The sequence below is a fragment of the Thiobaca trueperi genome (assembly GCF_004342175.1).
Taxonomy (GTDB): domain Bacteria; phylum Pseudomonadota; class Gammaproteobacteria; order Chromatiales; family Chromatiaceae; genus Thiobaca; species Thiobaca trueperi.
Genome location: NZ_SMAO01000004.1, coordinates 15,198 through 32,785 on the forward strand (window position 1 = coordinate 15,198; position 17,588 = coordinate 32,785).

Annotated in this window: 14 protein-coding genes, 1 tRNA gene and 1 pseudogene; 6 read left to right on the forward strand and 10 right to left on the reverse strand. The window is 63.4% G+C overall.

Going from position 1 to position 17,588, the window contains the following annotated elements:
- Position 1 precedes the first annotated feature (1 nt).
- Entirely contained in the window at positions 2 to 1,042 is a 1,041-nt protein-coding gene (locus EDC35_RS08225; RefSeq protein WP_165903378.1) for a polysaccharide deacetylase family protein, read from the reverse strand.
- A gap of 99 nt (positions 1,043 to 1,141) precedes the next feature.
- Between EDC35_RS08225 and EDC35_RS08230 the strand changes: the two genes are divergently transcribed.
- Together EDC35_RS08230 and EDC35_RS08235 are read left to right on the forward strand one after the other, a co-directional pair.
- Positions 1,142 to 2,335, forward strand: a complete 1,194-nt coding sequence (locus tag EDC35_RS08230) for an ABC transporter permease (protein WP_243651552.1) — start codon at positions 1,142 to 1,144, stop codon at positions 2,333 to 2,335.
- A gap of 129 nt (positions 2,336 to 2,464) precedes the next feature.
- Entirely contained in the window at positions 2,465 to 3,790 is a 1,326-nt protein-coding gene (locus tag EDC35_RS08235; RefSeq protein ID WP_165903379.1) for an ABC transporter permease, read from the forward strand.
- On the opposite strand, the gene EDC35_RS08240 is transcribed toward EDC35_RS08235, so the two are convergent.
- Together EDC35_RS08240 and mepA are read right to left on the reverse strand one after the other, a co-directional pair.
- A complete protein-coding gene (locus EDC35_RS08240; RefSeq protein WP_243651553.1) occupies positions 3,787 to 5,712 on the reverse strand; it encodes a diguanylate cyclase in 1,926 nt (641 codons plus the stop codon). The two genes, EDC35_RS08235 and EDC35_RS08240, sit on opposite strands and share 4 nt — an antisense overlap.
- 42 nt (positions 5,713 to 5,754) lie before the next feature.
- Entirely contained in the window at positions 5,755 to 6,621 is an 867-nt protein-coding gene (gene mepA / locus EDC35_RS08245) for a penicillin-insensitive murein endopeptidase (protein WP_132976783.1), read from the reverse strand.
- Positions 6,622 to 6,753: 132 nt separating this feature from the next.
- On the opposite strand from mepA, the gene EDC35_RS08250 reads away from it, so the two are divergent.
- Both EDC35_RS08250 and EDC35_RS08255 read left to right on the forward strand, forming a co-directional pair.
- Positions 6,754 to 7,188 (forward strand): hypothetical protein, encoded by a 435-nt coding sequence (locus EDC35_RS08250; RefSeq protein WP_132976784.1) that lies wholly within the window; start codon positions 6,754 to 6,756, stop codon positions 7,186 to 7,188.
- A 3-nt stretch (positions 7,189 to 7,191) separates the two neighbouring features.
- The gene (locus EDC35_RS08255) at positions 7,192 to 7,707 is read left to right on the forward strand and encodes a GNAT family N-acetyltransferase (protein WP_132976785.1); all 516 of its coding nucleotides are present in this window, start codon (positions 7,192 to 7,194) and stop codon (positions 7,705 to 7,707) included.
- Between the two features lie 27 nt (positions 7,708 to 7,734).
- On the opposite strand, the gene EDC35_RS08260 is transcribed toward EDC35_RS08255, so the two are convergent.
- Together EDC35_RS08260 and ffh are read right to left on the reverse strand one after the other, a co-directional pair.
- A complete protein-coding gene (locus tag EDC35_RS08260; protein WP_132976786.1) occupies positions 7,735 to 11,175 on the reverse strand; it encodes a class I SAM-dependent DNA methyltransferase in 3,441 nt (1,146 codons plus the stop codon).
- A 196-nt stretch (positions 11,176 to 11,371) separates the two neighbouring features.
- The gene (gene ffh, locus EDC35_RS08265; RefSeq protein WP_132976787.1) at positions 11,372 to 12,787 is read right to left on the reverse strand and encodes a signal recognition particle protein; all 1,416 of its coding nucleotides are present in this window, start codon (positions 12,785 to 12,787) and stop codon (positions 11,372 to 11,374) included.
- Positions 12,788 to 12,952: 165 nt separating this feature from the next.
- Between ffh and EDC35_RS08270 the strand changes: the two genes are divergently transcribed.
- On the forward strand, positions 12,953 to 13,759 hold the full coding sequence (locus tag EDC35_RS08270) for a cytochrome C assembly family protein (RefSeq protein WP_132976788.1): 807 nt from the start codon (positions 12,953 to 12,955) through the stop codon (positions 13,757 to 13,759).
- Between the two features lie 115 nt (positions 13,760 to 13,874).
- A tRNA-Ala gene (locus tag EDC35_RS08275) sits at positions 13,875 to 13,950 on the forward strand.
- 14 nt (positions 13,951 to 13,964) lie between these two features.
- Here EDC35_RS08275 and EDC35_RS08280 read toward each other — a convergent pair.
- The 5 genes and pseudogenes from EDC35_RS08280 to EDC35_RS08300 form a co-directional block, all read right to left on the reverse strand.
- Positions 13,965 to 15,077 (reverse strand): tyrosine-type recombinase/integrase, encoded by a 1,113-nt coding sequence (locus EDC35_RS08280; RefSeq protein ID WP_132976789.1) that lies wholly within the window; start codon positions 15,075 to 15,077, stop codon positions 13,965 to 13,967.
- A gap of 71 nt (positions 15,078 to 15,148) precedes the next feature.
- Positions 15,149 to 15,352: pseudogene (locus EDC35_RS19105) on the reverse strand (helix-turn-helix domain-containing protein); the annotation flags it as partial.
- Entirely contained in the window at positions 15,295 to 16,974 is a 1,680-nt protein-coding gene (locus EDC35_RS08290; RefSeq protein ID WP_132976791.1) for a DNA cytosine methyltransferase, read from the reverse strand. The gene EDC35_RS08290 and the pseudogene EDC35_RS19105, both read right to left, overlap by 58 nt.
- Complete coding sequence (locus tag EDC35_RS08295) at positions 16,968 to 17,351, reverse strand: VVA0879 family protein (RefSeq protein WP_132976792.1); 384 nt, start codon at positions 17,349 to 17,351, stop codon at positions 16,968 to 16,970. Before EDC35_RS08295 ends, EDC35_RS08290 begins: the two co-directional genes overlap by 7 nt.
- Complete coding sequence (locus EDC35_RS08300) at positions 17,348 to 17,587, reverse strand: hypothetical protein (RefSeq protein WP_132976793.1); 240 nt, start codon at positions 17,585 to 17,587, stop codon at positions 17,348 to 17,350. Before EDC35_RS08300 ends, EDC35_RS08295 begins: the two co-directional genes overlap by 4 nt.
- Position 17,588 lies beyond the last annotated feature (1 nt).

Genomic DNA, 17,588 nt, shown 5'->3' on the forward strand with positions numbered 1-17,588 from the left:
TTCATTCCGTACCCCGCCCGAACAATCGGTCATATTTCAGGTTATCGCCCGGACGCATTTCATAGCAGGCCTCGACCGCGACCGGCGCGCCGGCTTGCAGCAGATCGCTGACCGTGACGAAGCGATAACCGCGCTTGCGCAGGGCCGGGACCAGCGTCTGCATGGCCTCAGCCGTATGCCAGCCGCGACCGTTCGCGTGGGCAACCACGATGGAACCGGGACGCACCTGATTCAGCACGGCCCTGACGATCTGCTGCGCGCTCTGACCCTTGGCCGGGTCGCCGGTCACGACATCCCACTGAATCGGATAGAGCCCGGCTGCTGCAACCTGGGCCAGGGCGCTGGCGTCGCACGTCCCGTAGGGGAAGCGAAAGGTGGCCGGCAGGCGCGGAATCGACCGCGCCGCCTCAGGCAGCGCCGCCGCACAGGAGCGGCTCAATAATTGATTTCTCAGGATCTCGTACTGCGCCTGGGTCCATTGAATCTGATCGGTGATGTCCTGTCCCCGCAGCACCCGCAGATTGCCATGCGTCCAGGCATGATTGCCCAGCTCGAACAGCGGATCGGCCATGAGCTGCATGGTGCGTTCGGGGTGCGAGCGCATCCATCTGCCGCCCGCGTAAAAGGTGGCGGGCACCTGTTCGGTGCGCAGCAGATCGACCAGCGCGCCATCGTAGCCGGTGATGTCATTCGACTGCTCGCACAGATCGAAGGTCAGCGCCACCAGCTTTGCGTCATTGGCCGGTTTCACCGAACGGATCGAGCGCGCCAGATCCGGCCCCAGCGGTTGCGCGGGCGCGCTCGGTGCGAGCTGCTCCGGCGGGTTGTGATCAACGGGCAGATGAGAGCGGATTTTCCGCTCATCAGGCCGACCGCGCAGTTCGTCCGCCGTCCAGCAGGCGTTGATGAGGGTGGATGATGCAGCGCCCGAGGAGACAGCGATCTCCTGATCCAAGCCATTGGTATGGATGGAATCGCCGGCACTGGCTGCATTGCCGACGAGTGTGAAAAACAGCCAAAATAAAAGATGAATCCAGGTCAATTCGATTCGCTCCGGTTGAATGTGTGCGTGATTCTGTCGCTGTCAGGCAAGATGGCCCCAGGCTGTGAGTCGTTCCTGAAGATCGGGCTCGACTTTTAAATGACTGCAAACCCTGCCGGTTGTGATGTCGTGAAATATTTTCCGCTCCTGCTCGCCGCCCTGCTGCGCAAAAAGACACGCACCCTGCTGACCCTGCTCTCGGTGGCGGCGGCCTTTACGCTCTTTGGCATGCTGGATGCCGTGCGGGTGGCCTTTGAATCGCCGCAGAATGTGGCCGGGATCGACCGGCTCATCATTTCATCGCGTCTGTCGCTGATCCAGCCGTTGCCGGCTGCCTATCTCAACCGCATCCAGTCGGTCCCCGGTGTCAAGACCGTGACCTATGCGAGCTGGTTCGGTGGCATCTATCAGGACCCCAAGAACTTTTTCCCGAATTTTCCGGTCGAGCCGGAGACCTATCTCGACATGTATTCTGAACTGGTGCTGCCCCGGGCGCAGCGGCAGGCATTCATCAAGACCCGCACCGGCGCAGTGGTCGGCCAATCGCTGGCTGACCGCTTCGGCTGGAAGGTCGGCGACCGCATTCCGCTCAAGGCGACCATCTTTCCGCATCGCGATGGCGGCGAGGTCTGGACCTTCGATCTGGTCGGCATCTTTCATGCCTCGGAGCCGGCGCTGCGACCGTCTGAGAAACAGATGCTCTTTCATCACGATTACTTCGATGAGGGGCGCAGTCTGGAGTCTCAGGGCACGATTGGCTGGTATATCGCGCGGGTGGATGATCCGGCGCAGGCCGACCGCGTGGCGCAGGCCATCGACCGCCAGTTCGCCAATTCGGCCTTCGAGACCCGCACCCAGAGCGAGCGCGAGTTTCAGTTGTCGTTCGCCAAGCAGATTGGCGATATCGGGCTCATCGTCAAGGCTATCATGGGCGCGGTCTTCTTTACCCTGGTGCTCCTGACCGGCAACACCCTGGCGCAGTCGATCCGCGAACGCATCCCCGAACTGGCGGTGCTCAAGACCATCGGTTTCACCAACCGGGCGGTGCTCTGGCTGGTGCTGGCCGAGTCGATTCTGCTGCTGTTGCTCGGCGGCCTGCTGGGTCTGATCCTGGCGCGTCTGTCGCTGCCGGCGATCCGCGAGGCCACCGGCGGTCAGTTCGATCTGACCATGCAGCCCGAGACCTGGATGCTGGGTCTGGGGCTCATGACCCTCATCGGTGTCCTGGTCGGTCTGCCACCGGCGCTCAAGGCGATGCGTCTGAGCATCGTCGATGCCCTGGCCGGGCGTTGAGCCTTGATTCGGAAAATGGACAGGATGGACAGGATTTTTCAAGATTAACAGGATGAAAAACAATGATCTAAAAATCCTGTCCATCCTGAGGAATCCTGTTGATCCTGTCCATTTGAGATGCTTACAGGCATGAGCTTGTTACCAAGTCGCCTTAAAAACCTGGCACGTCAGTTCGCCGCCATTGCCGCACTGCTCATCGTCGGCGGCATCTGGATCGCCGCGCCGCTGCTGATGCTGGTCTTCGCGGTCCTGCTGACCGGCTGGCTGCTGCTGACGCGCGGCGGGGGGCAGGCGCTGGCGATTGCCTGGGTCGGTCTCGCCACAGTGCCAGAGCGTCTGGGCGCGACCTCGGTCGTGGTGGTCGGCATCGCCGGGGTGGTGGGCGTGCTGGTCGCCCTGCAGGCGATGGCGGCAGGGTTCGAGGCGACGCTCAAGGCGGCGGGCAACGAACAGACCGTGCTGGTGCTGCGCGCCGGGGCCAATGCTGAACTCTCTTCCGCGCTGGATCGACCGGCGACCACGCTCATTGCGCAGGCGCCCGGCATCGCGCGCGATGCACGCGATATCCCCATCGCGTCGCGTGAGGTGATCGTGGTCGCCAATGTCCCCAAGCGCACCACGGGCACGGACGCCAATCTGGAGGTACGCGGCGTCGGCCCCGCCGCCTGGGAGCTGCGTCCGCAGGTGCGCATCACTGCCGGGCGGCGCTTCACGCCGGGTCTGCGCGAATTGATCGTGGGGGAGGGCGCACAGCGCCAGTTCAGCGGACTGGAGATCGGCGATCATCTGAACCTCAACAACCAGCAGTGGCGGATCGTCGGCGTCTTCGCCTCCGGCGATACCCATGCCTCCGAGGTCTGGACCGATGCCGAACTGCTGATGGCGGCCTACCGGCGCAACGGCTTTCAGTCGGTCGCCGCACGTCTGACCGAGCCGGCGGCCATTGAACCACTGCGCGCCGCGCTCGCCGCCGATCCGCGTCTGCGGGTCGATGTCGAGACCACGCGCGCCTATTACAGCAAGCAGTCCGAGCGGCTGACCAAGGTTATCCGAGGTATCGGCACCGGGGTTGCCGTCATCATGGCGCTCGGCGCGGTCTTCGGCGCGCTCAACACCATGTACGCCGCCGTCGCCAATCGTGCGCGTGAGATCGCCACCCTGCGCGCGCTCGGCTTTACCGGAGTGCCGGTCGTGGTGGCGGTGATGCTGGAGACCATGACGCTGGCCGGGGTCGGCGGCATCCTGGGCGCTGGCATCGCCTGGGGGCTGTTCAACGGCTTTACGGTCTCCACCCTGGGCGCCAATTTCAGCCAGGTCGTGTTCCAGTTTCAGGTGACGCCTGAACTCATGCTGCGCGGGTTGCAATGGGCGCTCGGCATCGGCTTCGTCGGCGGACTCTTTCCGGCTTTGCGTGCCGCCAGCCTGCCGGTCACGACGGCGCTGCGGGAGTCTTAAACCGCGCCCGGTGCGGCATGTGATATCTGATCACGTCCCTGCGCCTTGGCGGTATAGAGCCGCCTGTCGGCCTCGGCGATCAGTGACTCGGCGCTGACGGGCACGGTCTCCTGGCTGCTGGCGACGCCGGCGCTGAAGGTGATGCGCAACGACTGACCCTCGAACACAAAAATCCGGTCTCTGACGATGATCCGCAGCCGGTCGAGCAGCGCGGCGGTCTGGTCGCCATCGGTATCGAGGGTGACGAGGATGAACTCCTCGCCGCCATGACGCCCCACCAGATCGTAAGGACGCACATTCGCCTCCAGCATCGCGGCAAACTCGGCGAGGATGAAATCGCCAGCGGGATGTCCGTAGGTGTCGTTGATCCGTTTGAAGAAATCCAGGTCGATCAGGGCGACCGAAAAAATCCGGCCATTGCGCGCCTGTTCGGCGGCCAGTCTGGCGAGCCGTTCCATGAGATGACGCCGGTTGTGGAGTCCGGTCAGCTCGTCATGGATGGACACCCGGTAGAGGTCGGCTTCCGCCCGCTTGCGATCCGTGATGTCGATGATGAGCCCTTCGATGAACCGGGGAGTGCGGGGATGGCGGTTGGCAGGCTCGACGAACATCCCCTGCTCGAAAACCCATTTTTCCTGCCGATCCGCCGCCAGGATGCGGTACTCCAGCTTGACCGGCTGCCCGCTGTCCTGGGCCTCGTCCCAGATCTGCCAGACCGCGTCGCGATCTTCCGGAAGAATCAGTTCGTTGAACGACAGCCGGCGATTATGCAGAAAGTCCTCGCTGCGGTAGCCGGTCAGTTCCAGACAGCCGTCGGAGATGAATTCCATCGTCCAGTCGCGGTCATGGCGACAGCGATAGGCGACTCCGGGCAGGTTGGCGATCAGCACCGCCTTGCTGCGCTCGCTTTCGCGCAGGGCGGCATTGGTCGTTTTCAGCCGCAGATTCCAGTAGAACGACACCGCGATGAGCGCACCCAGCACCCCGGCGATGCGCAGGATGAACCCGTAATCCACAGGATTGACGATGGTGATGCTGACATGGCGGTTGACGATTTCCTCGCGCTCACGCGGCGTGAGGCTGGCGATGCCCTTGTTCAGGATGTCGCGCAGCATGGATTCGCTCTTCAGCACGCCCATGCGCAGACGGTTGACATAGGGTTCGGGCGCCTGGCCGGCGATCTTCAGGTTGAAGAGCCCTTCCTTGCGGATGGTGTCGGCGGCGATGGTCAGGGAGCGCAGTGTCAGATCCGCCTCCCGGTTTGAGACCGCCTGAAAGACCTGGTTTTCGGTTGGAACCTTGAAGATGGTCAGGTTGGGGAAATCGCGCCGGACACGCTCCTCAATCGAGGTTCCCCCTGGCAGGGCGATGGTCTCGTCGGTCAACTGAGTGGCGTCCGTGATGAACGCATGTTCCTCGCGGGTGATGAAAACATTGGGATCGACCAGCAGCGGCTCGGTGAACAGCAGCCACTCATCGCGCGCGGGGGTCTGGTTCAGAAAGTGCAGGATATGAATCCGGCCAGCCCGCGACTGTTCGACCGCCTCATCCCAGTCCCGCACCGGCGCATAGTTGAAGGCAAGCCCCAGTCGGGTGGCGACCAGTTCAAGCAGGTCGGTGGCGATCCCGCTGAATTGACCCTGCCGATCACGATACTGGAAGGGTCGCCAGTCGGGATCGGCGCCGATGGTGAGCGGGCCGAGCCGGTCCAGGTAGCGCTGTTCTTCTGCGGTGAGGGTGATGCCCGACCCCTGAGCCGTCGCGTCATCGCCAGCCGACGACCTGGTTTGACCGGAGGCCAGCGTGATGGCGCCGACCAGCGTCCCGACCATGAAGACCACCGCGATCAGCGGAGCGTGATGGTGCAGATGTTGGCGGACGCCGCGCCGCCGCTTCCGTCCGGGGTCCAGACCTGCCTTCATTGCCGCCTCGAAGGATCCGGCTGTTCGGCCCCGTTCATCCGGTTAAAAATCCCGCAGCACGGCCTGACAGGCCGCTGGCATGACCGGCTCGGGCGCGGTGGGCGCGCCGCCTTTGCTCGGTTTGCGGGCCTCTTCGCTGAACCACCAGGCCAGATCCGCGCCGCAGCCGTCGCCGGGCGGCAGCGGATCCTGCATCACGCACTGCGGGCTGTCGCTGGGGCAGGCGAGACGCACATGGAAATGGGCATCATGCCCGCGCCAGGGCCGCACCTTGCGCAGCCAGCCGCGATCCCCGCGTGTTTCCTCGCACAGTGCGCGCTTGATGGCGGCATTGACGAAGATGCGGTCCACCGCCGGATGGCGTGCGGCGCTCTCGATCAGCAGACGCTGATTTTCGCCCCAGCGCTCGCTGACGAAGAGACCGTCCGATCGCACCATGCTCGGTGGATCGGTCGTCTTGTCCATCAGCCGGTTGGCGGCGGCGGGGGAGGGCGCCAGGGTGAACCAGATGTCCACGTCCAGACCGTTCTGATGGCTGCGATGCGAGGACGACATGCGCCCGCCGCGCGGCTGGCTGAGATCGCCGACCATGACGAGCTGATCGTGCCGACGCTGCTGGGCGCGCCCCAGGTCGGAGATGAAGCGGAGCAGGTTGGGGTGTCCGTAATAGCGATTACGGAAACGGCGCACGCTGACATAGCCCGGCCCGGTTGCGGGCAGGATCTCCGCCCCGCCGATACAGCCGTTGGCCGTCGCGCCGATGACCTGGGGTGCTCCTGATGAGGGCTGCGTGATCGCGCCCCAGGGCGAGGCCAGCGCCGGTGCGAGTGGTGCGCACAGTGCCAGCGCCAGACCAAGCCCGGCGGAGCCTTTGATGGTGGAGGGTGTCAGGCTGATGGTGATCGACATGCGCGGTCTCCGAGGCGCCGGGAATCGATGCCGGTGCCGGATCTAAAATTGAACAGTGGGTAGATTGAATGGAACGATGGATGGGATCAAGAAAAGCGCGAGAGAAAATCGCATTTGTGCAGTCGGGCTGATATGAGTAAGATTTTACTCAAAAAAGAGGAGGTTGATATGGCGCGCTTTCAGGCTCTCACGAATGCGGTTCTCGACGCCGAACTCGATCTGTTGCGCGAGCGGTTCGGACTCGGACCCAATCAAAAGGCGGATCTCCTGCGTGAAATGGCGGCGATCACGGGCTGGGTGGCGCGTCAGGCCGAGCAGGGGCGAATCATTGAGGCACGCCGTGGCGAGGCGGTCGAGCAGCTTCTGCATCCGACACTGGACCGTTTGCAGGCCACGGCGAAGCATCCGATGGGCGCGCGACTGGTCTTGAGTGAGGCAGAGACGGAACGTCTGGCGAACCTGCTCGACCAGGGCTTTGACCCGCCGCCCGCCTTGCGCATGGCGCTGGCGAATCTGGCGCAGACGCCGCGTCAACCTCCATCGCTCCGCTGGCCGGCATCGGACTGACGCATGACGATCCGCATCGAGCCGCTGAACCGTGCCCATCGCCCGCTGCTGACCGATTTTCAGAATCCGCATTCCAGTCTGGCCGAGTATCTGCGTCGGTTCGCCTGGCGTCATGCCGAAAAGGATCTCCTGGCGAGAACCTATGTCGTGATTGATGCCGGGATCGATCCGCCCCGGCTGGCGGGCTATTTCAGCCTCACGACCGTCAGTGTCGAGCGCGACGCGGTGGCCCCGCTCCCCGCATTGGACCGGCTGCCGCGCTTCCCGATTCCGGGGATTCTGCTGGCGCGGCTGGCGGTCGATACCCGTGTCCGGGGGCAGGGACTGGGCCGCTATCTGTTCGAGGAGGCGCTGGGGCTGACCCTGCAACTGGCTCACGCCGGCCCCGTCACCTTCCGGCTGCTGGTCACTGATGCCATCGACGTAGAGGCGCGATCCTTCTATGCCCACTTCGGGTGCCAGCCGTTGAGCGAGACGTTTCCATGCAGGATGTTCCTGGATCTGCGTCCGCTGCTTTAGATTGGTTACGTTGGCGGGACGTGGGCATCAGCCCGCCATGCGGTAGCGGTCGCCATCCCGATGCAGCATGCCCAGATCTTCCAGCGCCGCGAGTGCTTCGACGATCAGCGAGGCGGTTTTGCCGGGATCCCTGAAGCGCGACACCAGTTCTTCCAGCGTCATCGCCCCGGTGTCCAGGGTCTCGCGCACGGCGGCGATCTGGTCGCGCATGCCTTTCGGCCATGCGCGTTTTTTGACCCTGGCGCTTACCACGGCGCTTGCTTCCTCGTCCGTATCCAGTGCGGCGGATGTCTGTTGCGGCACGGTCCGGGCATTGGGATTCTGATACGCGGGACGCAGCCAGCGGATGTGGCCGCGCGCCTCTTCAGCCGCGCGTGCGGCGTTGAGTTCGACCAGACGGCGCAGGAGTTCCTCTTCGGCTTCGACCTGAGCATCGGGCTTGTCGGGCAGCGGCGTGGTCGCACCGGGCAGACCGACCAGCCGCGCGGCCAGATCGTCCCAGCCATAGGCGGCGAAGACGGCGCGATCAAGCGCGTCGTGCAGTTCGCGCAGCAGCGACACCAGACCCTGAGCGTGGATGGTCTGATCCTTGGCGGTCAGGGTTTCGCCCGCGCGCAGTTTCTCCAGCACGTTATACATCCCGGTCAGGGTCAGCTCGGGATGCGCGGCCTGCTGGCGCTTGCGGTGGGCGTCGAGCTGTTCGGCCAGCTCGCGGATGGTCGCCTGCTGTTCGGGGGTGGCGTCGGGGAAGGGGAAGGTCTCGAAGCAGCGTGATTGGTTGTAACGAGGTCGGTCTTCCAATGTTCCTCCCTGTGCCAGCGCCCACATGATGTGCAAATAGCTGCAAAGCATCCCGAGCACGAACGCATCGTCGGATGCGACTGGTACAAGCCCTTGATCGGGAAGGATATTGGCTTCCTGGAAAATGAAGATACGATGTTTGGCGGTCATCGGTGTTGCGATATAGCGAGCCAATCCTCGCGCTGCCGTGCGCCATTCGCTGCGAGGTTCGGCAAAGATCCACCAGTTCTTGCGGTATGAAGAGCGCACGTTTTGATCGCGCTCCGGCTTCACATGGTCGTGCAACCACTGCCAAGAGTCGGGGTATTGGCTTCGCAGTTCTGATTCGGTGAGGCCAAAAGTGTCGATGACCATGACGTCACGGGGTTTGTCCGTCAGGTCTTTCCCGTTTCTGTAGGGTCTCATTAGAGCGCCACCATCGAGCTTTTCGCATAGATCGGGTGTGACGATAAAACCTGTTCCAACCAAAGTCACCCCACGTAGAGCAAGGCCAGCGTTGGCTTGCAACGATGCGGCGGCGGCGGTATTCGCCCCGATACGCAGGTCTGCTAACAGCTTTCCTGTCTGCACGTCCAAGGTGACTGCAATCCCTTCACTCTCACTTTCCAGTTCAGAAACAGCCGTTCCCAGTCGCCCTATATGCTCGCCGCTTGCGCCAGCGGTCATGGCAATTCGGACAGCCGCGCCATCAGCAGAATCCACCCAAGGATGATCCGGAACCGCATAGAGCAACGACAAAGGCACGGTAGCACTCAGGTGGTGTTCAAGCACACGGCGGTTGAAGGTCTGCCTGATGCTATTGGTTGTGATGAAACCAAAGCGGCGAGCCTCTCCGGCCCGCACCGTTTCAGCGGCGATATGCCACCAGTACATGACGAAATCCGCCGATTCCGGCACTTCCTGCCAAGTGCGGCGCACGGCATCCACATAGCCATCTCCCAATGCCGAGCGCATGCGTTTGTTCCCGACAAAGGGCGGATTCCCCACGATGTAATCCGCCTGCGGCCACACCCCCCGGCGCGGGTTGAGGTAGCGCACCTGCTCGACCTGCGCCGACTCGTCCGGGATCTGCTCGCCGGTGATCGGGCTGGTCTTGAAGGTGACGCCATCCCAGCGTGTGACCGGGTTGCCGTCGGCATCCGTGATCGTCTCGACGCCGTCAGAGTCGATCAGCGCATCACGGTGTTCGATGTTGTGAAAATCGCGCAGCACCGGCTCGGGCGGCTTGACGTCGCCATAGGTGCGGAAGTGCCATTGCAGATAACCGATCCAGAGCACCAGTTCGGCGATGCGGGCGGCGCGCGGGTTGATCTCCAGACCGAGAAACTGGTGCGGATCGACGGTCAGTCCTTCCATGTCGAATGAGCCGGTTTTTTTGAGACTGCCCAGCAGTTCCAGCACCTCGCCTTCCAGACGCTTCATGTGTTCCAGCGTCACATAAAGAAAATTGCCGCTGCCGCAGGCGGGATCGAGGATGCGGGTGTTGCAGAGCTGAAACAGGAAACGCTGGATTTCGGCGATGGCTTCCTTCGTCTTGCGTTGCTGTCGGCAGGCCAGCGCGGCGGCCTGCACATTGGCCCATTCGGCGCGCAGCGGCTCGATCACGGTCGGCAGGACCAGACGCTCGACATAGGCGCGCGGCGTATAGTGCGCGCCGAGCTTGTGGCGCTCGCGGGGGTTGAGCGCGCGCTCCAGCAGGGTGCCGAAGATGGCCGGTTCGACATAGCGCCAGTCGGCCCGCGCGGCGGCGATCAGTTGCCCGATCTGCCCGGCGTTGAGCGGGATGGCGGAGGCATCGGCGAAGAGTCCGCCGTTGAAGCGGAGCACCTCGGTATCCAGCGACTCGGAGAAGCCGCCGCTGTTCATGGTGCGCCACAGACTTTCGATCTGGCGGTGAAAGGTGGCCGGGTTGTGCTGGCGGCGTTCCAGCAGCTCGGTAAAGCTGCGCTCCGGCAGGAGTCCGACATCCTCGGCGAACATGGTGAACAGACAGCGCATCAGGAAACTGGCGACCTCGGCGGCGGGATGGCCGTCCGTTTCCAGCGACCGGGCGAGCGCGGCGAGCCGGTCGGCAATCCGGCGCGTGACCCGGCCCGCGTAACGGGTGGGGTCGAGACTGAGCGGGTCGAGCCAGAGTGCGCGCAACAGCTCGCGGATCCTGGCCTCGCGCAGTTGCTCCAGGCGGATGGTGTGGCTCCGCGCGTCGGGGAAGGCGACATAGTGACCGCCCGAGCGGCTGAATTCGGCATAGAGCGTGAAGGATTTGCCGACATCGACGACGACGATGAAGGGCGGTCGGCCTTCAGCGGGCGGCAGACAGCGGACGTAGTTCTCGGACTGCTGGCGCGCCTTCAGGATGGCGGTATCCCAGCCGCCGCTGCCGGTCTCTTTGCCGGTGTCCTTGCCTTCGAGGATGAAGCAGGCGCGGCGGTAGAGATCGATCTTGCGCACGGTCCTGCCGCCATCGGCGAACTGCTCGGTGATGCCGCGCTCGAAGACATAGGCGTTGTCGTGGCGATTGGCGCTGGCGGGATCGGGCGGCGGCAGATCGAGCAGGGCGCAGAGTTCGACGATGAAGAGTTGCAGATTGGCGCGCTCGTTGCCGCCGTGGCTGATGCCGTTACCCCAGCGGGCGATGAAGGCGTCGATGGTGTGTTCTCTGGTCACGAAGCTCCTATTTGGTTACGAAGCTCCGGCTTCGTGACCTTAGCAACGAAGCTCTGCTTCACGAGACGGCTGCCTCAAGCCTTCGCCGGGATCGATCAGCGCGCTCCTCGGATTCGCGAAGCGGAGCTTCGTCTCGCGGGTGACGAAGTCGGAGCTTCGTCACCAGGTCCAACCCGGCCGAATCGGTGGCTGGGCCCTACATCGGAAAACCGCCACCCGGAGGAAAGCCGCCACCCGGCGGGAAACCACCGCCGGGCGGCAGCATCCCCGGCGGCAGTCGTCCCTGGAGCGAGCGCATCATCTTGGCCATGCCGCCGCCCTTCATCTTTTTCATCATCTTCTGCATCTGCATGAACTGCTTGAGCAGTTGATTGATGTCCTGAACCTGGGTGCCGGAACCAGCGGCGATGCGGCGCTTGCGCGAACCCTTGATGATGGCCGGAAACTGGCGCTCCTTGGGCGTCATGGAATTGATGATGGCGACCAGCTTGCCCATCTCCTTGTCGTTGGCCTTGTTCTTGATGTGATCCGGGATCTGGTTCATGCCGGGGAGCTTTTCCATCAGGCTCATCATGCCCCCCATCCTGTTCATCTGTTCGAGCTGCTCCTTGAAGTCGGCCAGATCGAAATCCTTGCCCTTCTTGAGCTTCTTGACCAGCTTCTCGGCCTGATCGCGGTCAACCTTGGCCTGCACCTCTTCGACCAGCGACACCACGTCGCCCATGCCGAGGATGCGCGAGGCGACGCGGTCAGGATGGAAGGGTTCGAGCGCCGTGGTCTTCTCGCCGGTGCCGAGGAATTTGATCGGCTTGCCGGTGATCTGGCGGATCGAGAGCGCCGCGCCGCCGCGTGCGTCGCCATCGGTCTTGGTCAGCACCACGCCGGTCAGCGGCAGCGCCTCATCGAACGCTTTAGCCGTATTGGCGGCGTCCTGACCGGTCATGGAATCGACCACGAACAGGGTTTCGATGGGGTTCAGCGCGGCATGGATGGCCTTGATCTCGTCCATCATGGCGGCATCGACATGCAGCCGACCGGCAGTATCGACGATCAGTACGTCCTTGAAATGACGGCGCGCGTCATCGAGCGCGCGGCGGGCGATGGTCACCGGATCCTCGTCGCCCTGGCTCGCATGGAAATCTGCGCCGACCTCAGCGGCGACCGTCCGCAACTGCTCGATGGCTGCGGGACGATACACGTCACAACTCACCACCATGACCGATTTTTTCTGCTTTTCCTGGAGCCAGCGCGCGAGCTTGGCGACGCTGGTCGTTTTGCCCGAGCCCTGTAGGCCGGCCATCAGCACCACTGCCGGCGGCTGGGCGGTGAGATCGAGCCGCTCATTGGCCTCGCCCATGAGCATGACCAGCTCGTCATTGACGATCTTGATCAGCACCTGGCCGGGAGTCAGGCTCTTGGTGACGGTCTCGCCAAGCGCTTTTTCGCGCACGTCCTCGACGAACTGGCGCACCACCGGCAGCGCCACGTCCGCTTCCAGCAGCGCCATGCGCACCTCGCGCAGGGTGTCTTTGATATTCTCTTCGGTCAGGCGACCCTGACCCCGCAGATTGGTCAGGACACGCTCGAAGCGATCCTGTAAATTTTCAAACATGTTCCAACCTCGAAATGGGCGCGGGCAGAGCCCCGGCGCCTTCAAGAAAAAACCATGACCATCGGTTTACGGCGTGACTTGTTGAGTATAATGCAGGCTCAATGTGGGACGATATGACCACACGCCGTTTTCCGTGCCAACGCCTTGCACCATGATGTCGAACCTATGACTCATACCCTTCTTGCCACCATCGCCACTCTCAGCTATCTGACTGCCGCCGTTTTCATCGGGCTGCGCCTGTTCCGCAAGGAAGGCTGGATCCCTGAGCGTCGGCTTGCGCTTGCGGCCGGTTTTGCCGGCCTGATTCTGCATAGCTGGGTGCTGTGGGACAGCATCTTCAGCAGTGCCGGGATCAATCTCGGGTTCTATCACGCGCTGGCCCTCACCTCCTGGACCATCATCGCCCTGCTGCTGGTCTCCAGCCTGACCAAGCCGGTCGATAACCTCGGTCTGATTCTGCTGCCCGTCGCGGCCCTGAGTCTGATTCTGGAGGCCAATTTCGCCGAGATCGATTTCATGCGTCCCTCGGCGAGCTGGTCGCTCAAGATTCATGTCCTGCTGTCGATGCTCGCCTACAGTCTGCTCACGCTGGCCGCCGTGCAGGCGATTCTGCTGGCGGTGCAGGATCGGCAGTTGCGGGGTCGTCATCCCGGCGGTTTTGTCCGCACCCTGCCGCCGCTGCAAACCATGGAAAGCCTGCTGTTCGAGATGATCAGCGCCGGCTTCGTCCTGCTCACGCTGGCGCTGCTGAGCGGCTTCGCCTTTCTGGAAAACATGTTTGCCCAGCATCTGGTGCACAAGACCGTGCTTTCGGTGCTGGCCTGGCTGGTGTTCGGCGGACTGCTGATCGGACGCTTCCGCAAAGGCTGGCGCGGACGCACGGCGATCATCTGGACGCTTGGCGGTTTCGTCATGCTGATCCTGGCCTATTTCGGCAGCAAGATCGTGCTTGAATTCATCCTCAAGCCCTGAGGCATCTAATCGAGCTTGTCTCGGCACGCCAAAAGGGTGCAGAATTCCCCCGCCAGCCAGTGCTTGGTGTCCCGCTTCCGATAAGCGGGACGAAAGACCCGCAGTTTCCCCTCATGGGGCCGTAGCTCAGCTGGGAGAGCGCCGCGTTCGCAATGCGGAGGTCAGGGGTTCGATCCCCCTCGGCTCCACCAATCCAATCAAGGGCTTAAAGCCCGCCAGACACCACTTTCAGTTTCTCGACGTGACCTGATCGTGACGCCATGCCTTCCAGCAAGGCGACCGCTGCCCGAACATTCTCCGGCGCCAGGTGCGCATAGCGTTCGGTCATCTTGACCGTCGTGTGACCCAGCAGATCACGCACGGCTGTCAACGGAACTCCCGCCGAGACCAGCCACGCGGCGCAGGTGTGGCGCAGGTCATGTACTCTGAAATCCTCAATCCCGGCTCGCTTCCGTGCCGTGGTAAAACTCCGCTTCACGTCCAGCACCCGTGATCCGTCCTCGTGACAGAATACCCAGGGGCTCGCCGGGCAGTGTCGCATCCGAAATTGCGCCCGTGATAGGATCGCTTCGCGGGCATCCGCATTGATCGGCACGCTTCTTCGTTTGAGTGTTTTGGTGTGGTCGGCTTCCAGGTGGATGAGCCCCGCCCGGAGGTCGATCCGCTTCCATTCCAGCCCCAGCAATTCGCCTTTCCGACATCCTGTGTTGATCGCCAGCCGAATGAAATCGACTAAGTGCGGCGCTTGGGGTTCGCGGCTGGCTTCATCCAGCAGTCGCTTCGATTCCTCGCGCGTGATCCAGCGGATCCGTCCTTCCGGGGTCCGCAGCTTGCGTCCGGGCACGGGATTCGGGATGTCCCACTCCCATTCGCGGCGGGCGTAGTTGATCGCCGAGGATAAGACGCAAAGCTCTCGATTCACGGTGCCATTGGTGACTTGCACGCGCCGCTGATCGACGTAACGACGCACCAGCGCCGGGGTCAAGGCGGTGAGTTCCAAGCCGCCGAAATGCTGTCGCAGGTTACGGACAATTTCCTTGTCGCGCTGAAAACCAGATGGCCGTTTGTCGGCTTCGCTGGCTTTCAGGTAGCCAATCATCAGTTCATCGAAGGTCCGGCTGGGCTGTTCGCCCCATTGCTTCTCGCGATGCGCTTCGAGCTTCCATTTGGCTAACAGCGCGTCGGCTTCCTGTCGGTCGGTCGCGCCAGTAGAGCATCTAACTCGCTGGCCGCTCGCGTCGGTGTAGCTCGCCCACCAGTTGGGCGAATCGGGACGACGATAGAGGCCGTCTTGGTCTTGCTTGCGTTTTCTCGGCATGTGCTGGTCTCCCGCACATCCGGCCCCACGCCCGGATGATTATGACTCTGAGGTATGGCGCGGTCCACATAGGCGCGCAGACTCTCGGCGGAGATCCGCACGGATCGCCCGATGCGGACCGGGGCCAGTTCGCCGGTATCGAGCAGACGGCGGATGGTGCGCGGGCTGACGTCCAGGACTTCGGCGGCGCGCTTAATGTTGAGTAGCAGCGGTGTTGTCATGACACGTCGCCCCGGCTCTGCACGGACAGGGCGATAGCCAGCGGACGCACCCATACCGGGGTACTCGACAAGACGAAGCGCTCGCCCGCGCGCGCCAGCAATAGGGCTTGACCCATCGCGCTGGCGATCGCTGCCGCTGCTGGCGGGGGGACGGCATTGCCGATGCGCTCGCGCCATGCGCTGTGTGAGGCGCCGTCAAGGTCGAGTGATCGCTCTTCCGGATCGTACAGACCTTGCAGCACGGCAAGCTCAAGGGTTGTGAGGGGGCGGTGCCAAGTGCCGTCTTCCGCAATGATGATCGCCCGAACGTTTTCGTGCCCCTCGGGTATTCGCGGGTCGGCGACATTCCATCGGCCATTATCCGGACCTGCCGAGCCAGTGACCGCGCCACTGCTGGCGCCCCATGGGACAATGCCGTAATGGCCGGAGCCGAGGAAGCCCTTTGCGCCGGAGATCATGACCCGTGGATCGGCGACGGATTGCGCGCCGCTGCCGATGCGGTCGGTGCCGGTGACTGTGGGGGCCGCATCAGTCCAGCGGACCACGCGGTATTTCGTGGCGTGCCGACAGTCTTGCTCCGGTAGGCGCGGATCGGCCACCGCAAAGCGCCCGCCGCCAACCAGCGCTTGCCCGGTGACTGTCTGGCTCGGCTTGTTCCAGGCTTGAACCCCGTATTGCCCATACTCAGCCCGCTCTTTGACGCGCCGTGGATCTGCAACCGCGAACCCGCCCTTGGACGGTCGCGCATCGCCGGTAATCGTCCCGCTCGGGGCGTCCCATGCGGTGACTCCATAGGCGCAGCGGTACATGTCCGGGACGATCAGGTAATCGATCAAGTTCCCGTCGGCGCCGATGCGCAGCATCTGCAACGCGCGCCAGTCTTTGCCGGCTGGCACGAAAGCCAAGCGGACCCAGGTCTTCCATTGGAGCGCGGGGAGCACATGCATGGGGCCTGCCTCCGGCGTGCTCGGCAACGGCAAGCGTCCGATGGCATCGCCGATACCGCGCAGGGGGCGATAGGGCGGCTCGTAGAGGCAGGGCGGAACCTTGGCGATGTGTCTGGCGACCAGCAGGAAGCGCCTGCGCGACTGGCTAAGACCCGCGAGCGTCCCACAGTCGTGGGTTGTCCTCGCGCAGGCGTAGCCGTATTGACGCAACAGTCCCTCGATCTGGTCAAGCAGGTGCGCGCCGCGGGTCGCGATGCGTGGGACGTTTTCCAGGATGAAGAATTCCGGCGGATCGTCTGCCCAGGCTTCGAGCGCGAGCCAGATGCCGCGCAGGGTCAATTCCATCAATGCCTGATAGCGTGCGGTCTCGCTCTTGGCGGTGGACAGCAACCCTGAGAAGCCTTTGCAGGGCGGACTCGTGAACAGGACATTCGGCGCTGCGTTGCCGGCGGCGCGGCGTAGGTCTTCCGGTAGCGCCTCACGCCACTCTGCGGGCGGTTCGCACCCATGCCAAGCACGGTATTGGGTGCGGCTGAAGAGGTCGAGACAGGTCCCTTGAACTCCGACAAGATGCTCAAAGTCGCGCACAGCGGCCGGGTCGGAATCAATGCCACCCAGACAGCGAAAATTGGCTTGCATGGCACCGATGCGCGCTTGGCCGCGGTTGAAGCCGGCGGCGGCACCGCCCAAGCCGCAAAACAAATGAAAGTGGCGGATCTCGCTTAACATTGGGTTCTCCTCACGGTGCGGGCCAAGGGGGTGTCGGGGGGCATGCGGTTATCCTCCGCGAAGGCGAAAACCGGTTCGATCTGTCCGTCTTCCCGGCGGACGTGGAGCGGATTCAGCCTGAAAAGTCCGCCTCCCGCGTAGTTGCAGGGACCGTGACCCGCGTCCGCGAACGCCTCGCGCGCGGTCGGCAGCCAGCGTCCGACACAGGAGAAGGCGACCGCGTTGGGTGGCGCTCCGGCGTCCTTCCAGTCGCGGGCGGCGGCGACATGGCCACAGGCCGGACACACGAATCGCCAGTTCATCATGTCGTCACCGAAGCGGCGGCGGCCTTCGGCGATCCATTCGGCATGAGTCATTTCCTGGATCGGTGTGGTCATGACGTCTCGCCCTCCCGGTCCTGCTCGGGCACGCCCCAGATCAGCACGATTTGGCCCACGTTCAGCGTGGCGGGGGCGCACAGGGCGACTTGTCGCGCGCGCGTCCTGGTCGTGATTTTCAATCCTTCAATGCCTGTGATGACCGAGCCTTCCAGAAAAACAGGCTCGTCGCCGGTGGCTCCCAGTCGGCGGCAGTCGGCGAGTTGGGTTTCGAGATCGCGCAGGGTCAGCGGCATG

Bases quoted from the DNA above. Each gene is read 5' to 3' on its own strand.
- EDC35_RS08230 (WP_243651552.1), top strand. From the start codon at position 1,142: ATGACTGCAAACCCTGCCGGTTGTGATGTCGTGAAATATTTTCCGCTC.
- EDC35_RS08235 (WP_165903379.1), top strand. From the start codon at position 2,465: ATGAGCTTGTTACCAAGTCGCCTTAAAAACCTGGCACGTCAGTTCGCC.
- EDC35_RS08240 (WP_243651553.1), bottom strand. From the start codon at position 5,712: ATGAAGGCAGGTCTGGACCCCGGACGGAAGCGGCGGCGCGGCGTCCGC.
- mepA (WP_132976783.1), bottom strand. From the start codon at position 6,621: ATGTCGATCACCATCAGCCTGACACCCTCCACCATCAAAGGCTCCGCC.
- EDC35_RS08250 (WP_132976784.1), top strand. From the start codon at position 6,754: ATGAGTAAGATTTTACTCAAAAAAGAGGAGGTTGATATGGCGCGCTTT.
- EDC35_RS08255 (WP_132976785.1), top strand. From the start codon at position 7,192: ATGACGATCCGCATCGAGCCGCTGAACCGTGCCCATCGCCCGCTGCTG.
- ffh (WP_132976787.1), bottom strand. From the start codon at position 12,787: ATGTTTGAAAATTTACAGGATCGCTTCGAGCGTGTCCTGACCAATCTG.
- EDC35_RS08270 (WP_132976788.1), top strand. From the start codon at position 12,953: ATGACTCATACCCTTCTTGCCACCATCGCCACTCTCAGCTATCTGACT.
- EDC35_RS08280 (WP_132976789.1), bottom strand. From the start codon at position 15,077: ATGCCGAGAAAACGCAAGCAAGACCAAGACGGCCTCTATCGTCGTCCC.
- EDC35_RS08290 (WP_132976791.1), bottom strand. From the start codon at position 16,974: ATGTTAAGCGAGATCCGCCACTTTCATTTGTTTTGCGGCTTGGGCGGT.
- EDC35_RS08295 (WP_132976792.1), bottom strand. From the start codon at position 17,351: ATGACCACACCGATCCAGGAAATGACTCATGCCGAATGGATCGCCGAA.
- EDC35_RS08300 (WP_132976793.1), bottom strand. From the start codon at position 17,587: ATGCCGCTGACCCTGCGCGATCTCGAAACCCAACTCGCCGACTGCCGC.